Genomic DNA, 21,992 nt, shown 5'->3' on the forward strand with positions numbered 1-21,992 from the left:
AGAAATGGAGAAGACATATTACATAGGATTGGACGTTGGCTCTACGACAGCCAAAATAGCCGTTATCGACAGCGATAACCGGGTAATTTACTCAAAATACGAACGCCACAACGCTCGTGTCAACGAACTTGTGTCGCAATATTTCGATGAGATTTTAGCCCTTACCGGCGATGCAGAGGCAAGAATCTGCGTAACGGGAAGCGTAGGAATGGCTACTGCCGAACAGCTCCAGGCGGAGTTTGTACAGGAGGTGGTGGCTGCATCGGTCTATGCCCGTACGGCCCATCCTGAAGCGAAGGCGCTCATTGATATCGGCGGCGAGGACGCGAAGGTTATCTTCTTCAAGGAAAACGGAAATATGGAACTGCGCATGAACGGCAACTGTGCCGGCGGAACGGGCGCTTTCATCGACCAGATGAGTGTGCTGATGGGCGTAGAGAACCAGAAGATGAGCGAGTTGGCGATGAAGGCAGAGCACGTTTATCCGATGGCTGCCCGCTGCGGCGTGTTTGCCAAGACCGACATCCAGAACCTGATGGCGCGCAATCTGCCCGAAGCCGATATTGCTGCCAGCATCTTCCATTCCATCGCCGTACAGACGGTGGTAACGCTTTCTCACGGCATCAGTTTCGAGGCTCCTATCCTGCTCTGCGGCGGTCCGCTTACCTTTCTTCCGGCTCTCCGCAAGGCTTTCTGCGATTATCTCCATCTCTCTCCAAACGACTTCATCGTATCCGGAAACAGCAATCTCATTCCGGCTCTGGGCTGTGCTTACCGGGCTAAAACGGCAGATTCTGCAGCCTCAGTTTCTGTTCTCAGAAGCCGGATGAAAAAAGAAATACAAACGGAATGGACCAGCAGTCTGCTGCCTCTGTTCAAGAACGAAAAAGAGCACCAGGAATGGCTCAAATCTAAGGCGAAATTCGCTACCGAAACCCAACCGCTGAATAAAGGAAAACAGCAGGTTGTGATTGGTATTGACTCAGGCTCTACTACGACGAAGATTGTTGCGGTAAGGGTGAATGCGGAGACGCCTACGGGAGATATTGTCTTTACCAATTACCGCCTGAATCTGGGAAATCCGATCAAGGCAGTAGCGGATGGACTGAACGCCCTGAAGCAGGAAGCTGCATTGCGAGGCGCTGAACTGGAAATCGTAGGCTCCTGCTCTACAGGTTACGGCGAAGAACTCATCAAGGCGGCTTTCGGCCTCGACAGCGGCATTATCGAAACAATGGCGCACGAAAGAGCGGCTGCCTCACTCATGCCCGACGTGAGTTTTATCCTGGACATCGGCGGACAGGACATGAAGGCAATCTTCGTGGAGAAAGGGGCTGTGGTGCGCATGGAACTCAACGAGGCGTGCAGTTCGGGCTGCGGAACATTTATCCAGACCTTTGCCAACAACATGGGTTATTCTGTAGGCGATTTTGCCCAACTCGCCTGCCAGTCGAAGGCTCCCTGCGACCTGGGAACCCGCTGCACAGTCTTCATGAACTCGAAGGTGAAGCAGGTGCTCAGAGAGGGCGCATCTGTAGCTGATATTTCTGCCGGAATCTCTTATTCGGTCATCAAGAACTGTCTTTATAAGGTATTGAAACTCCATGGTAATGAGAACCTTGGAGGCAAAATCGTTGTACAGGGTGGTACGATGAGAAACGATGCGGTGGTAAGAGCATTTGAGTTGCTCACCCATACCGAAGTGGCACGAAGCAACATGCCGGAACTGATGGGCGCCTACGGCTGTGCCCTTCATGCGGCGGCAGATTACAAGCATCGCACATCTGCAGAAGACGAGCGCCCTGCCCTATCAAGATCCATCGATGATCTCCAGAATCTGGCTCATTATGAAACCAAACAGCTGCAATGCAAAGGCTGCGAAAACCATTGTTATGTTTCCCGCTACACCTTTGCCGGCGGCAACCGATTCTACTCCGGAAACAAGTGTGAGCGTGTGTTCAACAACAAGGGAGCAAACGGGATAAAAGGCAAAAATATTTACGAATATAAATACAGTTTACTGTTTGATAGAGAGACAGTTAACCCACCTGCTACCGCGTTTCGAGGTAGATGGGTAGGCATTCCTCGTATCCTCAACATGTACGAGGAATATCCGTTCTGGAATGCGTTGCTCCGGGCAGCCGGATTGGACGTGATTCTCTCTTCCGATTCCACTTTCAGCCAGTATGAAGGAGCCTTGAATACGGTGATGAGCGACAATATCTGCTTCCCGGCTAAACTGGCTCACAGCCATCTGAAGGAACTCAACGAGAACCCGAAGGTTGACCGCATCCTCATGCCATACGTGGTTTATGAACATAATGACGACCCGAAGAATACGCTGAACAGTTTCAACTGTCCGGTCGTTTCGGGCTACAGCGATGTCATCAAGTCGGTCATCAATCTGAAGAAACCAATCGATACGCCCGTCATCAACTTTGCCCAGCCTAAGGCGCTGGAAAAGCAGATTACCGATTATCTCAAGCAACTGGGAGTAAGCAAGAAGACTGCCCATAAAGCGCTGAGAGAGGCCCTCTATGCTCAGGCAGTATATGCAGCTGAGATTAAGAAACAGGGCTGGGAGATTCTGAAAAATGAAGAAACAGAGGCTCAGAAAACGAACGAAGACAAGATTCTAAAGCCAAACAAGGGACTTACGATTCTGCTGGCTGGCCGTCCTTATCATACTGACCCGCTGATTCAGCACAAGCTGAGCGAGATGATAGCCAATCTGGGAGTCAACGTCATCAGCGAAGATATCGCCCGGGGTAATCTCTTTGCAGATTTCAAAGAATTCAATCTGGAGAACCTGGCGGCAGAAAGAAATGAGGCAGCATTAGCCAGCCAAGACAACAACGAAGCATACAACTGTCAGCCAGAGACTTATCTCGTGAAGCAATGGGCGTATATGAACCGCATTCTGAAGGCAGCGCAATGGGCAGCCGAACAGGGCGATGAGGTTCATTTCGTCCAGATGACCAGCTTCGGCTGCGGTCCTGACAGTTTTATCCAGGACGAGATCCGCGACATCATGAAGCGCCACAACAAGCCGTTCACGCTGCTGAAGATAGATGATGTGAGCAATATCGGCTCCCTGAAGCTCCGTGTCCGCTCGCTGATAGAAAGCCTGAAGGGAGTAAAGGAAGTGAAGAGTGAAGAACGAAGAGTGAAAAATTCAACAGCAGAAGAAATTCAACATTCAACACTCAACATTCAACATTTACAGCAGACCAAGGTATTCACCAAGCAGGATATTCATCGCAAGATTCTCGCTCCTTTCATGACCGAATACCTCACCCCTATCATTCCGCCTATCCTGAAACTGATAGGCTATGATGTAGAGGTACTTCCAATGAGCAATGAGGTAAGCGCTGAACTCGGCTTGAAGTTTGCCAACAACGAAGTCTGTTATCCGGCAACCCTCATCGTCGGCGACATCATCAAAGCCTTGAAATCAGGCAGATACGACCTGAACAATACGGCAGTAGTGATGAGTCAGACGGGCGGCCAGTGTCGCGCAACCAACTACGCCGGTCTCATCAAGCGTGCGATGATTTCCAATGGATTCCAGGACATTCCGCTGCTCACGCTCGGTGTAACAGCCTCAACAGGCGAAGCATCAGGCTCAACAGACGACAAGCAAGACTACAACGAGCAGGACGGCTTCAATGTGCCTTGGCTGAAATACAGTCAGATTATCGTTACCGCCATTTTCTATGGCGATGCAATCAACGAGATGTACAACGCCTGCATCGTAAGAGAGCGTAAACCGGGCATTGCCAGAGAGTTGCGCGATAAATACATGCAGCTGATAGACGGACCTATCGCCCAGAATTCAGCCAAAGGACTCATCCGACTCCTGGAACAGGCAGCCGAAGAATTCAACCAGATGACCCTCGACAGAGAACTGCCGAAGGTAGGAATCGTAGGCGAAATCTTCCTGAAGTTCAATCCTTTCGCCCACCAGTTCCTGGAGCAGAACATCATCTCGCGCGGCATAGAGGTAGTTCCGCCTCTGCTTGCCCCTTTCTTCCTGCAGGAATTTGTGAACGTGGAGATACAGAAACACATGCGGCTGAGTTGCACCAAAGTGCCCGATTTCATCATCAAGGGCGCTTATCAGGCGCTGATAGGCAGAAGATTGCGCCAGGTAAACAAGGCAGCCGGCAAGTTCCGCTACTTCCGTCCGTTCACCAATATCTATGATGATGCGAAGGACGTACAGGGACTGGTTTCGCTCGCAGCCCAATTTGGCGAAGGCTGGCTTCTGCCTGCCGACATCGTAGGTTACATCCGTGATGGCGTGAACAACATCATCTCGCTCCAGCCTTTCGGTTGCATCGCTAACCACGTGATTTCCAAGGGCATCGAGAAACGTCTTCACGACCGGTTCCCAATGCTCAACCTCGTATCGCTCGACTTCGATTCCGGAGTTTCAGAGGTAAATGTCACCAACCGACTGCTCCTCTTCCTGGACAGTATCGCAAAATAAGACACGCCAGACCCATGTACGGTAAAACACCGTACATGGGTCTCTCCGTCTTTCATCCCTCAAAGAATCACTAAAAAAAATACAAAAAACCGTGGCTATTTCTTTGTCATTCAAGAAAATAATCGTATCTTTGCACTCAAATTTTATTGAGACATTAAGAAAATGAGTAAAGATACATTAACTCATCAGCTGACAGAGACCATCGAGGAGCTTTCGAGCGCTGAATCTTTGAAGGGGCTCTTCCATCAGCATCGAGACGGGAATCCACTTCCTTCGGGCAAGGCGCTCGAAGAAATCATCAGTTTGTCCCGTTCTATCCTCTTTCCGGGATATTTCGGCAATTCTTCGGTAAATATCTCAACCATCAAATATCATATTGGAGTAAGAGTAGAGAAACTCTATGAGATGCTATCAGAGCAGATTCTCGCCGGTCTCTGCTTCGCCAACGACTGCGAAACGGAAACCCAGGCTGAACTGCAGCACCAGCGTGCCAAGGCAGGCGTGATTGCAGCCAAGGCAATCATGGAATTTCCGAGACTGCGCAAGATTCTGGCTACCGATGTAGAGGCTGCCTACGAGGGCGACCCGGCTGCCATGAGCCACGGAGAAATCATCTCCTGCTACCCGGTCATCAAGGCGATTACCAACTACCGCATCGCTCACGTGCTGCACGAACTGGGAGTGCCGCTCATTCCGAGAATGATGACTGAGCTGGCGCATTCGGAAACCGGTATTGATATTAACCCGGAGGCTACCATCGGCAAGCACTTCACCATCGACCACGGTACGGGTGTGGTGATTGGAGCAACCTGCATCATCGGCGACAATGTGAAACTCTACCAGGGTGTAACCCTCGGAGCCAAGAGTTTCCCTCTCGATAAGGACGGCAACCCTATCAAGGGAATCCCTCGCCACCCTATCCTCGAGAATGATGTCATCGTCTACGCCAATGCCACCATCCTCGGTCGCATCACCATCGGAGAAGGCTGCGTAGTGGGAGCCAATGTATGGGTTACCAAGGATATGAAACCGAAAACAAAGAAATATAAAAAAGAAAAACAAAGTTTATTAGATATAGAATTCAATAATGGAACAGGAATTTGAACTCATTGCCAAGACCTTCATGGGCCTCGAGCCTGTCTTGGCTGAAGAGCTCACCCAGTTGGGTGCCAATAATGTACAGATCGGTCGCCGCATGGTGTCTTTCACAGGCGACAAGGAAATGATGTATCGTGCTAACTTCCAGTTGCACACAGCCATCCGTATCTTAAAGCCTATCAAGCACTTCAAGGCTAGAAGCGCTGAAGAGGTGTATGATCAGATACAGAAGATCAAGTGGGATGACATCTTAGACGTGAAGAAGACTTTCTCTGTTGACTCAGTAGTCTACTCAGAGGAGTTCCGCAACTCACGCTTTGTAACCTACAAGGTAAAGGATGCGATTGTTGACTGGTTCCGCGAGAAGCAGGGTACACGTCCAAATATCAGCGTATCTAACCCGGATATCCGCCTCAACATCCACATTGCAGAAGACAATGCCACCTTGAGTCTCGATTCGAGTGGTGAGAGTCTGCACCGCCGTGGCTACCGCCAGGAGCAGGTAGAGGCTCCTCTGAACGAGGTTCTCGCTGCAGGTATGATTCTGATGACTGGCTGGAAGGGCGAATGCGATTTCATCGACCCGATGTGTGGTTCAGGTACCATCGCCATCGAAGCTGCCCTCATCGCCCGCAACATCTCTCCAGGTGTATTCCGCAAGGAGTTTGCCTTCGAGAAGTGGAACGATTTCGACCAGGATCTCTTCGATGCGATTTATAACGACGACTCTCAGGAGCGCGAGTTCGAGCACCATATCTATGGTTACGATGTTGACATGAAGGCTGTCAACACAGCTAATCTCAACGTTCGTGCTGCCGGACTGAGCAAGGATATCACCATCGCCCAGCAGGACTTCAAGGACTTCACCCAGCCTGCCGAGAAGAGCATCATCGTGATGAACCCTCCATACGGTGAGCGCATCTCTACCCCTAACCTCCTGAACACCTACAAGATGATAGGCGAGCGCTTCAAGAAGGCTTTTGCCGGCAACGAGGCTTGGGTATTGAGCTACCGCGAGGAGTGCTTCGAGCAGATTGGTCTGAAACCATCTATCAAGATTCCTGTATTCAACGGAAGCTTGGAGTGCGAATTCCGCAAGTACGTGATGTTCGACGGCAAGATGAAGGACTTCCGTTCTGAAGGCGGTATTGTGAAGACTGAGCGTGAGAAGAGCGAGATGGCTCAGAAGCACCGTTTCAAGAAGGAGCGTGAATTCAAGAAGCGTGTAAGCGAGGAGACTGAAAACGAGGAGGACGATATCCGTTCTTTCAAGTTCCATACTCACCGTCTGGAAGATTTCGAGAAGAAGCGTGCTGAGTTCCATAAGGGCGGCCGTTCACGTATCGGTGGCGGTCGACGCAATGATGACGACGATGACAAGCGTGGCAGCCGTAGCTTCAAGGGCGACCGCAAGGGTGACCGTGACTTCGGTGGCAAGCGCGACTTCGGTGGCAAGCGCGACGGAAAGCGTTTCGAGAAAGGCGACAAGCGTGGTGGCTTCAAGGGCGACAAGCGTGGTGGCCGTGATTTCGGAGGCAAGCGCGGAGGCAAGAAGAACTTCAGCGTTGACTTCGACGACGAGGATTAAAGAGACATACTACCCATACGTCGTGTTTCACGACGCATGGGTGGTAAACCCGATAAAGTAAAGTAAAGAATATAATGAATCTGAAGAATTCAATTTATAAATTATCTTTTGCTGCTATGATTATGATGGCTATGAATGCAACCGACTTACAGGCTCAGGGCGTGGTTCCTGCCCAGAAAGGCAAGAAAACCTTTACGCTGGAAGACCTGAACTTCGGCGGCAACAACTATCGTAACATGGTGGCTAAGAACCGCTGGTGCACCTGGTGGGGCAATGAGCTCGTTCGCCAGGATGTGGATGCCTGCTATCTCGTCAACAAGACGACAGGCAAGGAGACCAAGCTCTTCGGCATCAACGACATCAACCAGTGGATTGCTCCTACCAAGGACATCAAGGTAAGAGCCCTATACAATGCTCTCTTCCCTTTTGCAGGCAAGAGTATCGTGATGGTAAGCAACGGCAGCAAGACTTATACCGTAGACTTCAAGAAGCATAAGCTGCTGAGCGAGATGGATTTTGCTGACGGCGAGAACCTCCTGGAGGCCAACGCCCAGCAGAACGCCTTCGCCTATCTGAAGGGCAGCAACCTCTATGTGCGTACCTTCGATGTAACCAGCAACGCCCTGACAAAAGAGAAGAAATCTCACGATTTCCAACTCTCAAAGGACGGAAGCCGCGAAATTGTTTATGGACAGAGTGTTCACCGCGATGAGTTCGGCATCAGCAAGGGAACCTTCTGGAGTCCTAACGGCGAACTGCTCGCCTTCTATCGCATGGACCAGAGTATGGTAACCGACTATCCGCAGGTCGACATCCCGGAAATCGGTTTCAATCATCCTGAAACACAGAGTTGCATTGCTACTCCTGCACCAGACAAGTATCCGATGACTGGCGAGACATCACACAAGGTAACCGTAGGCGTGTTCGACTGCATGACCGGCAAGACCGTCTATCTGAAGGCTGGCGATCCAACCGACCGCTACTTCACCAACATCGCATGGAGTCCGGACAGCAAGACCATCTATATGTTCGAACTGAACCGCGACCAGAACGACTGCCGTCTGACTGCCTACAATGCAGAAACTGGCGAGAAGACAGGCGAACTCTATCGCGAGACCGATGAGAAATATGTAGAACCATGTCATCCTATCCAGTTCCTGCCTTGGGACAGCAACAGCTTTATCATGCAGAGCCGCAAGGATGGCTACAACCACCTCTATCTCTGCACCCTGGGCAAGCACGGAAGTCGCATGGCCAGCAACACGGAATCGCTCGAAATCAAGCAGTTGACTTCCGGCAAATGGAAAGTGATGGAAGTACTCGGCTTCAACACCAAGCGCAAGAGTATCATCATCGCATCCAACGAGAAATCGCCTATCCAGAGAAACATCTTTGCCGTAGACACAAAAACCGGCAAACGTACGCTGGTAGATGATTGCGGCAAGGGATGGCACAGCGCCACTTTGAGCGAGAACGGACAGTATGTCTTCGACAACTACTCTACTCCTACCGTGCCTCGCAAGATTGCCCTCGTGAATACCGAGAACGGCAAGCGCACCGCTTACTTCACTGCCGAGAACCCTTGGAAGGGCTACAATGTGCCTGAGTACAGCTGCGGTACCATCAAGGCTGCCGATGGCGAAACAGACCTCTACTGGAGAATGGTGAAGCCGGTAAACTTCGATCCAAACAAGAAGTATCCTACCATTATATATGTATATGGTGGACCTCATGCCCACAACGTAGATGCCCGCTGGAACTACTCTAGCCGTGGTTGGGAAACCTACATGGCAGAAAAGGGCTATCTGCTCTTCATCCTCGACAACCGTGGAAGCGAGAACCGTGGCAAGGCTTTCGAGCAGGCTACCTTCCGCCAGCTCGGACAGATTGAGATGCAAGACCAGATGAAGGGCGTAGAATATCTGAAGACGCTTCCTTACGTAGATGCTGACAAGATTGGCGTTCACGGCTGGAGCTTCGGCGGATTCATGACCATCTCGCTGATGACCAACCACCCAGATGTGTTCAAGGTAGGCGTAGCAGGCGGTCCGGTTATCGACTGGCACTGGTACGAGGTGATGTATGGCGAGCGCTATATGGACACCCCACAGACCAACCCAGAGGGTTACAAGAAGACCTCCCTGCTCTATCAGGCAAAGAACCTGAAGGGCAAGCTGCAGATTATCCAGGGCTTGAACGATGTGACTGTAGTGCCACAGCACTGCCTCACCTTCCTCAAGGCTTGCATCGCAGCAGGCACCCAGCCAGACTTCTTCGTCTATCCTGGCGAGCCTCACAACATGAGAGGTCATCAGAGCACTCATCTGCATGAGCGCATCAGCAATTATTTCTTCGATTATCTCAAGTAAATATCTAGGAGCAAACATCCCCCGGAAAAGGGGAGTTTACTTCTACATCAAATAACAAACAATAACTTACAGCAAATGAAAATTTTATTGTTAGGAGGCGGTGGCCGCGAGCACGCCTTAGCATGGAAAATCGCTCAGAGCGAAAAGTGTGAGAAACTCTTCATCGCTCCTGGTAATGCCGGTACTCAGAATGTCGGCGAGAACGTAGATATCAAGGCAGACGACTTTGAGGCGCTCAAGAACTTCACAGTTGAAAATGGCGTTGATATGGTGGTAGTAGGTCCGGAAGACCCATTGGTAAAGGGTGTTTACGATGACTTCAAGAACGATCCTCGCACCCAGAACATTCCTGTCATCGGTCCATCAAAGGCTGGCGCCGTACTGGAAGGCAGCAAGGACTTCGCCAAGAAGTTCATGAAGCGCCACAACATCCCTACTGCCCAGTATGAGACTTTCGACGGCGAGCACGTAGAGGAAGGCTTGAAATTCCTGGAGACACTGAAGGCTCCTTATGTATTGAAGGCTGACGGTTTGTGCGCCGGTAAGGGCGTTCTCATCCTCCCTACCCTGGAAGAGGCTAAGAAAGAGTTCAAGGAGATGCTCGGCGGTATGTTCGGCAACGCTTCTGCACGCGTAGTGATTGAGGAGTTCCTGAGCGGCATCGAGTGCTCTGTATTCGTATTGACCGACGGCAAGAACTACAAGATTCTGCCTGAGGCGAAGGATTACAAGCGCATCGGCGAGCACGATACCGGTCTGAATACCGGCGGTATGGGTAGCGTTACCCCTGTACCATTCGCTACCAAGGAGTGGATGCAGAAGGTAGATGAGCGCATCATCCGTCCTACCGTAGAGGGACTTGCTGAGGAGAATATCGACTATAAGGGATTCATCTTCTTCGGTCTGATCAACGTTGAAGGCGAGCCTATGGTCATCGAGTACAACTGCCGTATGGGTGACCCTGAGACAGAGAGCGTGATGCTCCGTCTGAAGAGCGACATCGTGGATCTCTTTGAGGGTGTAGCAGCAGGCGACTTGGACAAGCGCAGCATCGAGTTTGATGAGCGTGCAGCAGTCTGCGTGATGCTCGTAAGCGGCGGTTATCCTGAGGCTTACAAGAAGGGTTATCCTATCCATGGCATCGATGACGTGGAAGGCTCTGTAGTATTCCACTCCGGTACAGCCATGAAGGATGGTCAGGTAGTAACCAACGGTGGTCGTGTCATCTGCGTAAGCAGCTACGGCAAGGACAAGGAAGAAGCCCTGAAGAAGAGCTTTGCCGAGGCACAGAAGATCCAGTTCACCGACAAGTACTTCCGTTCTGATATCGGACAGGACCTTTAGTTTTTTAATGTTGAATGTTGAATGTTGAATGTTGAATTGCCTAACGGACTCAAGGGCGCTAGCCTAATTCAACATTCAACACTTAACATTCAACATTGTTTTAAGCATTCAACATTGAATTAGATGTTAAGAAAGAAAACTTTTCAAAATAAAGTAGCGGCTAGCCGCTACTCTTTACCTATTACTGCAACCCTTGCCACGCTGGTTTGGGTTGCAGTAGGTTTATTGGTATCCAATATCTGGGTAGAATTTACTTTCACAGCCATGTCTACCCTGCTGATGGTGGAACTGAACAACCGTAATGCCCTCATGCGTACCTACAGCCGAATGGTATCCTGCAGTTTTCTGGCATTACTGACGATGACAGGACTCCCCCACCTCTCTTTAAAAAGCAGTATTGTGACGATGTGTTTCATCGCCTTTTATCTCATTATCTGGAATTGCTATCAGGATAAACGCTCAACAGGCTGGACTTTCTACGCCTTTGCCTGCATCGGTCTGGCATCGATGATTTTCGTGCAGATAGGCTATTTCATGCCTATACTGTGGATTATGATGATGGTGTTTACCCTCTCGTTTAGCGTAAAGACATTCTTTGCATCCCTGGTAGGTCTCATCGTGCCCTACTGGTTTGCAGCCGGTTATTTCTTCTATACCGACAACATACAGGGTCTGGCTGACCACTTCTGCGAATTCATCAACTACAGCGAACTCTTTGATTATTCGCAGGTTACCGACCATCAGGTTCTGAACCTGAGTTTCGTTACCCTGCTCACCATCATCGGTTCCATCCACTTCATACGCACCAGCTACGGCGATAAGATACGCACCCGCATGATCTACGAAACGTTTATCATGATATCGGTTGCCTGCATCATCTTCATCGTCCTCCAGCCTCAACATATACAGGAACTGGGCGGCATCCTGATTGTGAATACAGCACCGCTTATCGCCCATTTCATCACATTCACCAGAGGTAAGTTTACCAACATCTCCTTCATCCTGCTGCTCATCATGCTGGTACTTATCATGGCTTACAACATACTCGTACCAGAGAGCATATTACTATGAGCTGGATAATAGATTTCTTAATGAGCTGGGGCTACTGGGGCATGCTGGTATCAGCCTTCCTTGCCGGCAGTTTCTTTCCCTTCAGCAGCGAGGTGGTCATGTCGGGCTTACAGGCTGCCGGACTGGAACCTATCCAGCTCGTACTGTATGGAAGCATCGGCAATGTGCTCGGTTCTATGTTCAACTATGGCGTAGGACGGATGGGCAAGCTGGAATGGATAGAGAAATATCTGCATGTAAAGAAAGAGAGTCTTGACAAGGCTCAGCATTTCATGGCCGACAGAGGAGCCTGGATGGGATTCTTCGCCTTCCTGCCCCTGTTGGGAAGTGCCATCACCATCGTTTTGGGACTGACCAGAGCCAACATCGTGATTTCTGTCATCAGCATCACCATCGGAAAGGTGTTGAGATATGTACTGCTGGTTTACGGACTCAGTTTCATCTTTTAAACCAGCATCAGAAGAAAGAAAACAAAGAATTGATTCATATAGATTGACTGCTTATGAGAAAGTATTTATACCTTATTATATTATGTGTGGTTTTCGCGGGCTGTAAAGGCAGCCAGCAGAAAGGTAACACCGCAGAAAGTAACGGAAAGGAATCTGTCGCCAACAGCGATGGCAAACCTGCTGTTACCGTAACCATCCCTCCCTACAAGTTTTTCGTGGATAAGATTGCCGAAAACAAGGTGGATGTCAACGTGATGGTATCCAACGGCAACAATCCTGAAACTTACGAGCCTTATGCCCAGCAGATGATGGAACTCTCCAGGAGTGCCCTCTATCTGAAAGTGGGAAGCATCGGTTTCGAACAGACCTGGATGAAGAAGCTGCAGGACAATGCTCCGGATATGAAGGTAATAGATACATCCGCAGGTATCAAGCCTGCCAAGACTCCGGGTGGCAACATCGACCCGCATGTGTGGATGAGTTGCAGCAACGCCCGCATCATAGCCAGCAACATTCTCAAGGCGCTCTACAATCTGGAACCGAAGAACAAGCCGTTCTTTGAGAAGAACTATCTGTCGCTGCTGAAGATCATCGACAAGCGAGACAGCACCATCAGAGAGGGTTTCAAGAATCATCCCGAGATGGTACGCAAGTTTGTGATCTATCACCCTATCCTCACCTACTTTGCCCGTGATTACCAGCTGGAGCAGCTTGCCATTGAGGAAGAAGGCAGGGAGCCGAGTGCTGCCCAGCTGAAAAGCCTCATCGAGAGAGCCAGAAAAGAGAAGATCAAATATTGCCTCATACAAGCAGAGTTTGCCAACCGCAACACCAATACATTCATCAAGGAAAGCCAGACCAAGGCAATGAATATCAACCCATTGCAGGGAGACTGGAACTGGGCGATGCAGGAAGCGGCAGCAGCGGTACAAGGCAAGAAAATCGTTGTTGGGAAGTAAAAACTAAAATAATATGACTCCAATCATAAAAATCGAGCATCTTTCTGCTGGCTATGACGGCAAGCAGGTGCTCAATGACATCAATCTCACCGTCTGCAAAGACGATTATCTTGGCATCATCGGTCCCAACGGTGGTGGCAAGACAACTCTCATGCGCCTCATCCTGGGACTGATGAAACCCACAGACGGCAGCATCCGCTTTTATAAAGACGGGGAGGAAGTAAGGGAAATCAGTATGGGATATCTGCCCCAATACAATCATCTCGACAAACAGTTCCCTATCTCCGTCTATGAAGTGGTACTCTCAGGACTCAGTAAGGCCAAAAGTCTCTTTTCGAGATACACCCAGGCACAGCACCAGCAGGTTCTCGACTGTCTGGAACAGATGCAGCTCACGGAGTTGAAAGACCGCCATATCGCAGCCTTGAGCGGCGGACAACTGCAGCGAGTACTCCTCGCCCGCGCCATTGTTTCCAAACCCGATGTAGTGATACTGGATGAGCCCAACACCTACATCGACCGCCGTTTCCAGAAGCAGATGTACGAGATGCTGGAACAGATCAACCGGGAGTGCGCCATTATCATCGTAAGCCATGATGTAGCCGAAGTGCTCAATAACGTAAAGCACATTGCCTGCGTAAATCATCATCTCCACTACCACGATACGGCAGATATGCCGAGAGAGAAACTGGAAGAGCATTTCTTAAATGTATAGGCTTATTATATAATAATGCCTAAAAAACAGGTGCAAAAATCCATATTATCTCATCTTTTTATTATCTTTGCAACTGGAATGTGCCTTTTTGAAAGGCACGGAGAAAGCACTCAGAAACAGAGAAAGCATTCAGAAAGAAATATAATACATTAAAGTTTAAACAATAATGAAACAGTACAGATTAGTGGACAATATCTTCGGATGGGTCGCATTCATCATTGCGGCGTTCACTTATTGTTCCACAATTGAACCGACAGCCAGTTTCTGGGACTGTCCTGAGTTTATTACGACTGCTTACAAGCAGGAGATCGGTCACCCACCTGGGGCACCATTCTTCATGCTTTTAGGCAATTTCTTCACACATTTCGCCAGCGACACTACCCAGGTAGCCAAGATGGTAAATACGATGAGCGCCCTGCTGAGCGCCGTCTGTATCATGTTCCTCTTCTGGACCATCACCCACCTGGCTCGCCGACTCGTCATCAGCGACTGGAAAGAACTGACCACCAGTAAGCTGATTGCCATCGAGGCATCCGGTATGGTGGGCGCACTCATCTACACCTTCAGCGATACCTTCTGGTTCTCTGCTGTCGAGGGTGAGGTTTATGCGTTCTCTTCTGCCTTTACCGCTGTGGTATTCTGGCTGATATTGAAGTGGGAAGACCATGCTGACGAGCCTCATAGCGACCGTTGGCTTGTGCTCATTGCCTATATGACCGGTTTGAGTATCGGTGTCCACCTGCTCAACCTGCTCTGTATCCCAGCCATCGTATTGGTTTATTACTACAAGAAGGTGCCACATGCCAACCTCAAGGGCTCGCTCCTGGCGCTGTTCCTTTCATTTCTCGTAGTGGTAGCCGTACTGTATGGTGTGGTTCCAGGTATCATCACCGTAGGCGGCTGGTTCGAGCTGTTCTTTGTCAACACCCTCGGCTGTCCGTTCAATACCGGTGAAATCGTATACATCATCTGTCTTGTAGCCTCTGTCATTTGGGGCATCTACGAGACCTGTAATGCATCAGAGAAGAACGAGAAGAAGCAGAATATCGCCTTCGTTCTCGGTTTCGGCATGCTCGGCATCCCATTCTACGGATATGGCTGGACTGCTGCCATTACCGGCATCATCGTGCTGGTTATCCTCTGGTTCGTACTCGGCTACAAGCGCAAGCAGGAAGTAGTAACAGGCGTTGACGAATCTACTGGCATCGCCAAAAAGAAGATGCAGCTCCTGCCTCTCATCTCAGCACGCGTCAAGAACACAGCTTTGCTCTGCATGCTGATGCTGATGATTGGTTATTCCAGCTACGCACTCATCGTGATCCGTTCTTCTGCCAACCCTCCTATGGACCAGAACTCTCCTGAGGACATCTTTACCCTGGGAAGTTATCTGAGCCGCGACCAGTATGGCGACCGCCCTCTGTTCTATGGCCAGGCTTATACATCACAGGTAGCCCTCGAAGTAGACGGCAACATGTGCAAACCTGTCATGAAGGAAGGCGCACCGGTTTACCAGCGCAAGGAGAAAGCTTCGGCTGATGAGAAGGACTCTTACTTCGTAGTAAGTCACAAGAATAAGTATATCTATGCCCAGAACATGCTCTTCCCTCGTATGTACAGTTCGGCTCATGCCCAGGCATACGAAGACTGGATGGGCGGTGTAGAAGGCACAGAGATTCCTTACGACCGCTGCGGAGAGAGTATGATGGTGAAGATGCCGTCACAGTTTGACAACATCCGCTTCTTCCTCTCTTACCAGTGCAACTTCATGTACTGGCGCTACTTCATGTGGAACTTTGCCGGCCGTCAGAACGACATCCAGGGCAATGGTGAGCCAGAGCACGGAAACTGGATTACCGGTTTCTCATTCATTGATAATTCACTCTATGGCGACCAGAGCAAATTGCCAGACGACCTGAAGGAGAACAAGGGACACAATGTATTCTACTGCATGCCGCTGATTCTCGGTCTCATCGGACTTTTCTGGCAGGCTTGGTATACCCGCAAGAAGAAGGTAATGAAGAACGGCAAGGAAGAGGAAGTACTCCTCCCTATCGGAATCCAGCAGTTCTGGATTGTATTCTTCCTGTTCTTCATGACAGGTCTTGCCATCGTCATCTACCTGAATCAGACACCGATGCAGCCACGTGAGCGTGACTATGCTTATGCCGGTTCATTCTATGCATACGCTATCTGGTGCGGTCTCGGCGTTCTCGCCATCATCGACATTCTGAAGCGCAAGATGAAGCTCAGCGGTACTGCTGTAACAGCTATCGTAGCTGTCATCACACTTCTCGTACCTATCCAGATGGCATCACAGACCTGGGATGATCACGACCGCTCAAACCGTTACACCTGCCGTGACTTCGGTCAGAACTACCTGATGTCACTCCAGGAGAAGGGCAACCCTATCATCTTTACCAATGGTGATAACGATACCTTCCCACTCTGGTACAATCAGGAGGTAGAAGGCGTAGGAACAGATGCCCGCGTATGTAACCTGAGCTACCTGCAGACCGACTGGTATATCGACCAGATGATGCGTCCTGCATACAACTCACCATCTGTGCCAATCACCTGGCCACGTCTCGACTTCTGTTCAGGTACCAACGAATATGTATCTGTTGAGCCTGAAGCAAAGAAGCAGATTCTCGACTTCTACAAGCAGAATCCAGAGAATGCCAAGAAGCAGTTTGGTGCCGAACCGTTCGAGCTCAAGAACATCCTGAAGAACTGGGTACGCAGCAAGAACCCTGACATGCACTTCATCCCTACGGATACCCTCTATGTCACCATCGACAAGGAGGCTGTAAAGAAGAGCGGCATGATGATGGCATCAGATTCTATTCCAGACAAGATGGTCATCTCTCTTGCCGGCAAGAGCGCACTCTACAAGGGCGACCTCATGATGCTCGAAATGCTGGCACAGTGTAACTGGACCCGTCCACTCTACGTAGCACTCACCGTAGGCGAAGAGAACTATATGAACCTCGGTGACAACTTCGTACAGGAGGGACTTGTGAACCGTATCACTCCGTTCACCACCAACAAGCCAGGTGCCAAGAACTTCGATACAGAGAAGGCTTATCACAACATCATGACCCGATTCAAGTTCGGCAACCTGAAGCAGAAGGGACTCTACATCGACGAGACAACCATGCGTATGTGTTATACACACCGTCGCCTGCTCGCTCAGACAGCCCTCCAGCTCATCGCCGAAGGCAAGAAACAGAAGGCTATCAACATCCTGAAGAAGGCTGATACCGAGATTCCTGCCTACAATGTTACGCTCGACTACATGAGCGGTGGCTTGGATATGGCTCGCGGCTGGCTGATGACCGGTCAGAAAGCCAAGGGTAAGGAATATATAGAAGCAGTATGGAAGAATGCCTCACAATACCTCAACTACTATCTCTCGCTGCCAAACGACCGTTTCCTCCAGTCAGAGCACGACTGCATCCGTCAGATCATGATCATGCAGAGCATCTGCGAGGCTGCCGGAATGGTGAGTCCACAGTTGGAGCAGAAGTATGAGAAGCAGCTCAACAACCTCTACCGTCTCTATCATGGCAGAGGTGGCAGAATGCCGGAAGGCAATCAGTAAAAAATAGAAAAAAGTTTGGTGTCGCGAAACACGACACCAAACTTTTCATTATTCATATAAACCTGTTTTATCCATGTTCATAGAGCAACCAGCCAAATGGCTCAGATGGTTATATCCAAAGGCCATCTGGAGAATGGACAAGAAAGACCATTCTGTCTATCTTACATTTGATGACGGTCCGATTCCAGAGTCAACTCCATTCATCTTAGAGACCCTGAGAAAGTACAATATCAAGGCTACTTTCTTTATGGTAGGCGAGAATGTATTGCGCCATCATGACCTCTACAACCAGATTGTGGCAGAGGGTCATCAGGTAGGCAACCATACATTCAATCATATCGGTGCCTTCAAGCACCGCGTCATCTCCTACGTGCTCAACACCAATAAGGCGAACGACATCATCCATGCCCATCTTTTCCGTCCACCTCACGGCTGGATGCGACCAAGTGAGTATTGGTGGCTGCACCGCACTTACAAGGTCATCATGTGGGACGTGGTGACGCGCGACTATTCCAAATGGATGACGGCAGAAGATGTGGTGAACAATGTCAAGCGGTATGCCCGCAATGGCAGCATCATCACCTTCCACGACTCGCTGAAGAGCATTGAAAAGCTGAAGACAGCGCTCCCTCAGGCCATAGAATGGCTCATGGAACAGGGTTATGAATTTAAGACTTTTGAATGAAGCTGTTATTCCCAAACAGGAACAGCCCAATAAACACAGACAAGAAATGAGCAAAAGAATCAACAGTTATCAGGCAGTAGCTGCATTTGTAAGAGGTTTCTTCGAAGCTTACGCACGTGGCATTATCGATGCTACCATCGAAGGCAATGACTTCAGCAAGAAGAACGACCCGAAACAGATCAAGCAGATGATGCTGGAGCACTACGGCGAGGTAAACCAATACTTCTTCGACATCATGTTCTCTACCCTCGTACGCCTCAACTACAAGACAGCCGAGGAAGCCAACGAGCGCATGAAGAAGAACTTCGACAGCATGAAACAGGCTGACCCGACCTTTGAGCCAACCATGCTCGACTACCTGCGCATAGCCTGCAAATCGAACCAGCTTTACAAGGCGATGGAATCAGAATACAAGCGCAACTTCACCTGGCTTCTGCAAGGCAAGTTTACGACTCTTGAAGAGCATGTACGCGATTACACCCACGGCATTCTCATCAGTCTCGCCGACGAGCCGATGGCCATCCATCTCCTGGTCCGCATCATCGTAAAGGCATACGCCGCAGGCTTGAAGTGTGGCAGCAAGGAGGGCGAGCAGCACCAGCTCCACATGCCTACCCTTCACGGCATGTTACTGAACAATGTCAACATCCTGCTCAACGAGACTCCGCTCAAGAGCAGCACCGAAGATCCAGTTGCCCTCTTCAAGGAGGCATGCAAGAATGAAGAAGAAAACATCAACGTTCTTTTCAACACATTAAACGATGCGATGAAAGAACTGGCAGAAGAATAAGAGAAAAGCATCATTGATGACGAGCACAGCACCAGATTCGAGAACCTTATCTATCGTGCCCTGCCAAGTGGTTTGATTACAGAATCCAAAGTTGCCGTCTTACTCAACAAAACGACAGAGGAAGTATTACATAATTTCGTTCTTGCCTAATTGAAATAGTAATCAGTGATACCAATATATTCAGATAGAAAAACTCATCAGCATAGCCCATTGATTGGGCTATGCCAATAAGTATATTTTAGTTCAGCCAATTCTTTGGATATAAGCAGACTTCACGTCTGCCCCATCTGTGTTAATCTGAGAGATCTGTGGGCCAAAAAAGAGTTAAGAAGAATTCTAAAGATTACCTCTTGTTTTTTATCTTATATAACCCAACAAGTCAAGATACATCATCCTTGACTCTAAGTGTTCATCATCAGGAATATGATTTGCTTCTTTCTCTAATTCTTCTGTTGAGTACAAGAATTTGAAGCCATTCTTTCCATAAAAACGTAATACATTTTCCTTGTTATAGGCATCAACCACAATAAAACGGCAACCAGTCTTATTATCAGGTAACAAAAACCAAGATATGATATAGTCAATTGCTTGTGAGCCAATACCATCATTAGTACCTTGAAAATTCTTCGCAACTCCAAGTCTTCCTATCAATACTGCAGGATAACTTCTTGTTCTTTTGGAATTAGGAATTTTTCTCTGTATTTTGTTTCTTGAAGCATTCGGAATCAAAGCAGCCTTGATACTATCATTTGCCAATGTAAAGGCACAAACGATTTCATCCTTACCACTTTTTTCCGTGGCAAAGAAATATGTTTTTCCCAATAATTGCCCATAATAAAGACAAGCCTCCTGGTGAAAGAAATCATCAAGATCTTCATCACCACAGCTAAAAGAGTCAAGCTCTTCTTTTGTCGTAACCCGATAAAGAGAGCAATTACTTTGCAAAAGGACTCTTTCCTCCATGTGCTTTCAAATTAGCGGTTGAACGAACCAATATTTTCTCCACATCAGCAAATGACATTCGCAATGCCTTTCTTTGTGGATTGCGTTCATTCTCCTCTGCCTCACGAACAAATCGTTCAGCAGTCTCACCTGTCAAAACAGGAATACTTCTTATCTCTAAAGCCATAACCTTTCATTTTAAACGTTTAATAATGTCGCAAAATTACACATATTCTTCGAAACCACCAAGAAAATCAGAATAAATCTGCAAATTATCAGCCAATTACCCAAAAATCAACTATACAGCCAGATTATGAAATAGACAATGAGCATCGTACTGTTGGGGGAACCATCTATGGAAAAATGATCGATGAGAAATATACCAATCTTTTAAAAGCAAATAACTCTTTGTCACTGAAATTTAGACAACAAAGGACTGTCATGGAAATAGTTCTGTCATTGTTTCTAATTTTGCACAAAAATATAAAATTTAAATTGTCTATGAGAAAAACCAGAAACTTTTTATGCTTTTTTATATGTTCTTTCCATCTTAATTATCCGACTACGGAGGAACAAATCACCGACAGGCAAGTTCTTTTGGGAGTACCCCAAAAGGATGCCAACCGTAATCGGCGTTCTCCTTCGTGTGACAGAACAACACCGTGCCAATACCCATCCATACCTTCAGGCGAACCTCCTCGCTAGCATAATGGGTGAAAATCCAATTGGTAAAACGAACAAACTCGGAGAGCAACACTTCTCATCGACAGAAAGAAGTTTTTTTTCATCGTCCCCTTTTTTAAAAGATTTATTATTTATTTTTTTTAATTTTTACTACAATGTGGTAAATTCCGATTTCCTATATCGCCGTTTTGTCGTAACTTTGCCGACACTTACCGATTGGTGAACAGCGGGGTGAACACTTGCCCCAAGCATTCACCTTTTCGGCTCCGGGGTGAACCCTAATAAAAAGAACTTTGTATATACAGCGCATGCTAGAAATATAAGAGTCTCTATTATAATGGGTTATATAGTTTTTTAACACATTATTAACGCTAAAGGTTGGCATCTGGGTTCACCCTTCACCGATTTCATCGCCAAGGGCAGAGGACGACTATTCGCAGCAGGATACCGCCCCCGACCTGCCCTTCTAGGGGTGGGTAGGGTAAGTAAGGGGAGGGTACTTTCTAAGAGTTTCCTTATGTAAAGGTTCGTTTACTATAGGAAAGATATAGTATATATATAGGCTCCCAGAAAAATCGATTTCCTACTCACCCTAGTTACCCCCCGGCCGTAAACAAGATAGTTACGACCGCTAAGTATCATGGTTACGATGCCTAAGTATCATGGTTACGGATAGTATTTAAGTCGCACACGGATCTCACGGATCTTCTTCGTTGCAAGCAACGGTACTCACTAAGACTCACAGCCAAAACTCCGAAGGAGCCAAAATCCGTGAGATCCGTGTGCAAAACTAAACATTAACCCTTTAAAATTCAATGAATCCAATGAAGAATCAAAGAAAAATCGGCCCGCCACTCAGTAAATCAATCCTCGCTGAGGAGTTTCTTGATTTCCTCATCGGTCTTGGTGAGTTTGTCTTTACAGAGTTTCACCAAGGTTTTGGCACGTTTCAACTGCTCAGAGAGCTGATCAATATCGAGTTCATCATTCTCCATTCTGTCAACGATTTCTTCAAGCTCTCTTACGGCTTGTTCGTATTTCATTTCTTCTTTTTCCATATTTTTTATTTTTGTTTTGGAGTAACAGTGGATATTTTAAAGCTTTTGCCCTTACAGGGTGACAAGATTGCGTCCTTTATTACCCAGGGCGATGCCCTGGGAGGGCACTGAAAAAGGTACCCAATTTTAAGTTGCATAGCTTGTTTT

15 protein-coding genes are annotated in these 21,992 nt (G+C 48.4%); 12 read left to right on the forward strand and 3 right to left on the reverse strand.

Going from position 1 to position 21,992, the window contains the following annotated elements; translation table 11 throughout:
* Positions 1-4: 4 nt before the first annotated feature.
* From F7D47_RS11810 to F7D47_RS11865, 12 genes are all read left to right on the forward strand, one after another.
* Positions 5-4,492 (forward strand): acyl-CoA dehydratase activase-related protein, encoded by a 4,488-nt coding sequence (locus F7D47_RS11810; protein ID WP_153086271.1) that lies wholly within the window; start codon positions 5-7, stop codon positions 4,490-4,492.
* 162 nt (positions 4,493-4,654) lie between these two features.
* The gene (locus tag F7D47_RS11815; RefSeq protein ID WP_117694464.1) at positions 4,655-5,596 is read left to right on the forward strand and encodes a serine O-acetyltransferase; all 942 of its coding nucleotides are present in this window, start codon (positions 4,655-4,657) and stop codon (positions 5,594-5,596) included.
* Positions 5,580-7,178 carry a THUMP domain-containing class I SAM-dependent RNA methyltransferase gene (locus F7D47_RS11820; protein ID WP_153086270.1) on the forward strand — a complete coding sequence of 533 codons (1,599 nt, stop codon included), beginning with the start codon at positions 5,580-5,582 and terminating at the stop codon, positions 7,176-7,178. The genes F7D47_RS11815 and F7D47_RS11820 overlap by 17 nt, the downstream gene beginning before the upstream one ends.
* A gap of 125 nt (positions 7,179-7,303) precedes the next feature.
* The gene (locus tag F7D47_RS11825) at positions 7,304-9,547 is read left to right on the forward strand and encodes a S9 family peptidase (RefSeq protein ID WP_228113378.1); all 2,244 of its coding nucleotides are present in this window, start codon (positions 7,304-7,306) and stop codon (positions 9,545-9,547) included.
* Positions 9,548-9,622: 75 nt separating this feature from the next.
* Positions 9,623-10,891 (forward strand): phosphoribosylamine--glycine ligase, encoded by a 1,269-nt coding sequence (purD, locus tag F7D47_RS11830; RefSeq protein WP_153082968.1) that lies wholly within the window; start codon positions 9,623-9,625, stop codon positions 10,889-10,891.
* A gap of 123 nt (positions 10,892-11,014) precedes the next feature.
* Entirely contained in the window at positions 11,015-11,962 is a 948-nt protein-coding gene (locus F7D47_RS11835) for a hypothetical protein (protein ID WP_153086268.1), read from the forward strand.
* A complete protein-coding gene (locus F7D47_RS11840) occupies positions 11,959-12,411 on the forward strand; it encodes a YqaA family protein (protein WP_118080959.1) in 453 nt (150 codons plus the stop codon). The genes F7D47_RS11835 and F7D47_RS11840 overlap by 4 nt, the downstream gene beginning before the upstream one ends.
* A gap of 53 nt (positions 12,412-12,464) precedes the next feature.
* The gene (locus F7D47_RS11845; RefSeq protein ID WP_153086267.1) at positions 12,465-13,370 is read left to right on the forward strand and encodes a metal ABC transporter solute-binding protein, Zn/Mn family; all 906 of its coding nucleotides are present in this window, start codon (positions 12,465-12,467) and stop codon (positions 13,368-13,370) included.
* Positions 13,371-13,383: 13 nt separating this feature from the next.
* Positions 13,384-14,085: a metal ABC transporter ATP-binding protein gene (locus tag F7D47_RS11850; RefSeq protein ID WP_153086266.1), complete on the forward strand. Its 702-nt coding sequence runs from the start codon at positions 13,384-13,386 to the stop codon at positions 14,083-14,085.
* Positions 14,086-14,251: 166 nt separating this feature from the next.
* On the forward strand, positions 14,252-17,686 hold the full coding sequence (locus tag F7D47_RS11855) for a glycosyltransferase family 117 protein (protein WP_153086265.1): 3,435 nt from the start codon (positions 14,252-14,254) through the stop codon (positions 17,684-17,686).
* Between the two features lie 73 nt (positions 17,687-17,759).
* The gene (locus tag F7D47_RS11860; protein WP_006847742.1) at positions 17,760-18,371 is read left to right on the forward strand and encodes a polysaccharide deacetylase family protein; all 612 of its coding nucleotides are present in this window, start codon (positions 17,760-17,762) and stop codon (positions 18,369-18,371) included.
* Between the two features lie 46 nt (positions 18,372-18,417).
* Positions 18,418-19,161: a hypothetical protein gene (locus tag F7D47_RS11865; protein WP_022120806.1), complete on the forward strand. Its 744-nt coding sequence runs from the start codon at positions 18,418-18,420 to the stop codon at positions 19,159-19,161.
* 357 nt (positions 19,162-19,518) lie between these two features.
* On the opposite strand, the gene F7D47_RS11870 is transcribed toward F7D47_RS11865, so the two are convergent.
* The 3 genes from F7D47_RS11870 to xseB all read right to left on the reverse strand — a co-directional run bounded on the left by F7D47_RS11870 (position 19,519) and on the right by xseB (position 21,845).
* The gene (locus tag F7D47_RS11870) at positions 19,519-20,124 is read right to left on the reverse strand and encodes a GNAT family N-acetyltransferase (RefSeq protein ID WP_153086264.1); all 606 of its coding nucleotides are present in this window, start codon (positions 20,122-20,124) and stop codon (positions 19,519-19,521) included.
* Positions 20,096-20,290: a hypothetical protein gene (locus tag F7D47_RS11875; RefSeq protein ID WP_117588040.1), complete on the reverse strand. Its 195-nt coding sequence runs from the start codon at positions 20,288-20,290 to the stop codon at positions 20,096-20,098. Before F7D47_RS11875 ends, F7D47_RS11870 begins: the two co-directional genes overlap by 29 nt.
* Positions 20,291-21,650: 1,360 nt before the next feature.
* Positions 21,651-21,845, reverse strand: a complete 195-nt coding sequence (xseB, locus tag F7D47_RS11880) for an exodeoxyribonuclease VII small subunit (RefSeq protein ID WP_118081266.1) — start codon at positions 21,843-21,845, stop codon at positions 21,651-21,653.
* Positions 21,846-21,992 lie beyond the last annotated feature (147 nt).

The organism is Segatella copri, from assembly GCF_009494835.1.
GTDB classification, from domain to species: domain Bacteria; phylum Bacteroidota; class Bacteroidia; order Bacteroidales; family Bacteroidaceae; genus Prevotella; species Prevotella copri_F.

Bases quoted from the DNA above. Each gene is read 5' to 3' on its own strand.
- F7D47_RS11870 (WP_153086264.1), bottom strand. From the start codon at position 20,124: ATGGAGGAAAGAGTCCTTTTGCAAAGTAATTGCTCTCTTTATCGGGTT.
- F7D47_RS11845 (WP_153086267.1), top strand. From the start codon at position 12,465: ATGAGAAAGTATTTATACCTTATTATATTATGTGTGGTTTTCGCGGGC.
- F7D47_RS11840 (WP_118080959.1), top strand. From the start codon at position 11,959: ATGAGCTGGATAATAGATTTCTTAATGAGCTGGGGCTACTGGGGCATG.
- F7D47_RS11815 (WP_117694464.1), top strand. From the start codon at position 4,655: ATGAGTAAAGATACATTAACTCATCAGCTGACAGAGACCATCGAGGAG.
- xseB (WP_118081266.1), bottom strand. From the start codon at position 21,845: ATGGAAAAAGAAGAAATGAAATACGAACAAGCCGTAAGAGAGCTTGAA.
- F7D47_RS11820 (WP_153086270.1), top strand. From the start codon at position 5,580: ATGGAACAGGAATTTGAACTCATTGCCAAGACCTTCATGGGCCTCGAG.
- F7D47_RS11865 (WP_022120806.1), top strand. From the start codon at position 18,418: ATGAGCAAAAGAATCAACAGTTATCAGGCAGTAGCTGCATTTGTAAGA.
- F7D47_RS11855 (WP_153086265.1), top strand. From the start codon at position 14,252: ATGAAACAGTACAGATTAGTGGACAATATCTTCGGATGGGTCGCATTC.
- F7D47_RS11835 (WP_153086268.1), top strand. From the start codon at position 11,015: ATGTTAAGAAAGAAAACTTTTCAAAATAAAGTAGCGGCTAGCCGCTAC.
- F7D47_RS11825 (WP_228113378.1), top strand. From the start codon at position 7,304: ATGGCTATGAATGCAACCGACTTACAGGCTCAGGGCGTGGTTCCTGCC.
- F7D47_RS11850 (WP_153086266.1), top strand. From the start codon at position 13,384: ATGACTCCAATCATAAAAATCGAGCATCTTTCTGCTGGCTATGACGGC.
- F7D47_RS11875 (WP_117588040.1), bottom strand. From the start codon at position 20,290: ATGGCTTTAGAGATAAGAAGTATTCCTGTTTTGACAGGTGAGACTGCT.
- F7D47_RS11860 (WP_006847742.1), top strand. From the start codon at position 17,760: ATGTTCATAGAGCAACCAGCCAAATGGCTCAGATGGTTATATCCAAAG.
- purD (WP_153082968.1), top strand. From the start codon at position 9,623: ATGAAAATTTTATTGTTAGGAGGCGGTGGCCGCGAGCACGCCTTAGCA.
- F7D47_RS11810 (WP_153086271.1), top strand. From the start codon at position 5: ATGGAGAAGACATATTACATAGGATTGGACGTTGGCTCTACGACAGCC.